The organism is Streptomyces acidicola (assembly GCF_009377235.1).
In the GTDB taxonomy this organism is placed as follows: Bacteria; Actinomycetota; Actinomycetes; order Streptomycetales; family Streptomycetaceae; genus Streptomyces; species Streptomyces acidicola.
In genome coordinates, this window is record NZ_VMNX01000482.1 from 1 (window position 1) to 2,080 (window position 2,080).

Below are 2,080 nucleotides of genomic sequence, written 5' to 3' on the forward strand. Positions count from 1 at the left end.
CCCTGGCCCCCGCCCGGGTCCCCCGGCGCACCCTCGGGTCACGGCTGGCCACCTTCGGCACGTCCTTCAAGTACCTGTGGTTCGAGCACATGCTGATCGTGCGCACGTCCTGGCATGTCCACATCGTCTTCGGCATCTTCATGCCGCTGACGATGGTGTTCGGCTTCTCCCGCATCGGCAGCGGGCTCACCGACCAGTCCAGCCTGTTGTACATCGCCAGCGGCTCCGGCGTGTTCTCCATCGCCGCGCTCGGCACCACGGCCATCGCCCAGCGCATCGGAGCCATCAAGGCCGAGGGATCGATGATGTACTACGCCTCGCTGCCCATCAGCAAAGTGGCTTTCGTGACGGCGTTCGTCGCCGCCCGGCTGCTGCTCATCGCGCCCGGCCTGGTCACCTCCCTGCTCGCCGTGGAGGTGCTCTACGACATCGAACTCACGCTGTCGCCGACGCTGCTGTTCGTGTACCCACTGACCGCCCTGCCGCTCGCCGCGCTCGGCCTCGTCATCGGCAGCCTCATCAACAAGATCGAGCTCATCTCCATCGTCACCTACATGCTCAACTTCCTTCTGCTGCTCGGCGCCCCTCTGCTCATTCCGCTGGAGTCCCTGCCGATCGTGCTGCGCGTCATCAGCTACGTCATGCCGACCAGCTATGGCGCCGACGCCATCCGGCACAGCGTCACCGGGGACATCGACGGCACGTTCGCCCTCGACGTGGCCGTCCTCGCCGTGGCGTCGGTGGCGTCGCTGTGGATCGCCGACCGGGCGCTGCGCTGGCGCGCATCCTGACGCCGGAGCAGGACCAGTGTTTTCCCCAGTGACCGCCCCATCGGGACGTCGATAGCATTCTTTCCGAATCGAGAGGGTGAATGTCCGACGGCCGTTCTCCGGGCCTGGTGCGAGACTCGGAGAACGGCCGTACGGGTCCCTCGGAAACATCTCGGACAACGGCAAGAACGGAAAGCACGGCACCGGACAATCGACTCGGCGCATTCGGGAAGCCGGAGGGGAAAACCGGGAGAGGGAGCCGTCCCTTTTCGCCGTCTCTTTCGTCTCCTTCCGGTCCTCCGTCTGTTTCCGGGCCGGAGCGAACGGGAGCGACACCGGCATGAAATTCCAGGTGCTGGGCCCGCTGACGGTCCTCGGCGACAGTGGCCCGGTCGCGCTGAGCGGCGTCAAACAGCGCGCCACACTCGGCCATCTGCTGCTGCACGCCAACGAAGTCGTCGCGACCAGCGCCCTGATGTGGGCCCTGTGGGCCGGCGAACCCCCGCCCACCGCCCGCAAGATGCTCCAGAACGCGGTCTCCGCCCTGCGCGGACTCCTCGCCGCCGATGACGCCGAGGACACCCGCGGCGGCCCCGTCCTCCTCACCCACGCCCCCGGCTATCTGCTGCGCGTCGACGGCGACGACCTCGACCTCACCACCTACCGGGCCCTCGCCGACCGTGGCCGCGCCGACCTCGCCGCCGGCGCCTGGTCCTCAGCCGCCCGTACACTGCGCGCCGCCCTCGACCTGTGGCACGGTCCCGTCCTCGCCGACCTCGCCGAATCGGGCACCGACTGGCCCGAACTGCGCACCCTCGCCCAGGCCCGCTCGGCCACCCGCGAGGACCTGTACGAGGCCGAACTCGCCTGCGGACGGCACCACGACGTGCTGGAGGAACTCCGGACCCACGCCCAGCGCGAACCGGAACGCGAGCGGCTGTGCGCCCACCTGATGCTCGCCCTTTACCGCCGGGGCGGTCAGGCCGACGCCCTGGACGCCTACCGCCGCACCAGGACCGCGCTCGCCTCCCGGCTCGGCCTGGAACCGGGCCGCGTACTGCGTGCCGTCGAACGCGCCGTCCTCGACCACGACCCGGTCCTCCGCCAGCCCGACGCGCTCGCCATCATGGCCCTCGACGGCGAACCCCGCCGGTCCCGGCCCGCAGCCGGTACGCCGGTCACGCCCCGCCCGGCCGCCGTCGCCCAGGCCACCCTCGTCGCCCCGGCCACCCTCGTCGCCCCGGCCGCGCTGGTCGGCTTCGACACCCGCACCGCGCCCGGGCCCCCGGCCCCACCGGCGCTCCCCGCAC

At 70.7% G+C, this 2,080-nt stretch carries 2 protein-coding genes; both read left to right on the top strand.

Annotation, left to right across the window (positions count from 1 at the left end; translation table 11 throughout):
* Window positions 1-791: ABC transporter permease (locus FPZ41_RS46200; protein ID WP_194236465.1), on the top strand; the 791-nt coding region annotated here is incomplete at its 5' end.
* Between the two features lie 319 nt (window positions 792-1,110).
* Window positions 1,111-2,080: AfsR/SARP family transcriptional regulator (locus tag FPZ41_RS46205; RefSeq protein WP_194236466.1), on the top strand; the 970-nt coding region annotated here is incomplete at its 3' end.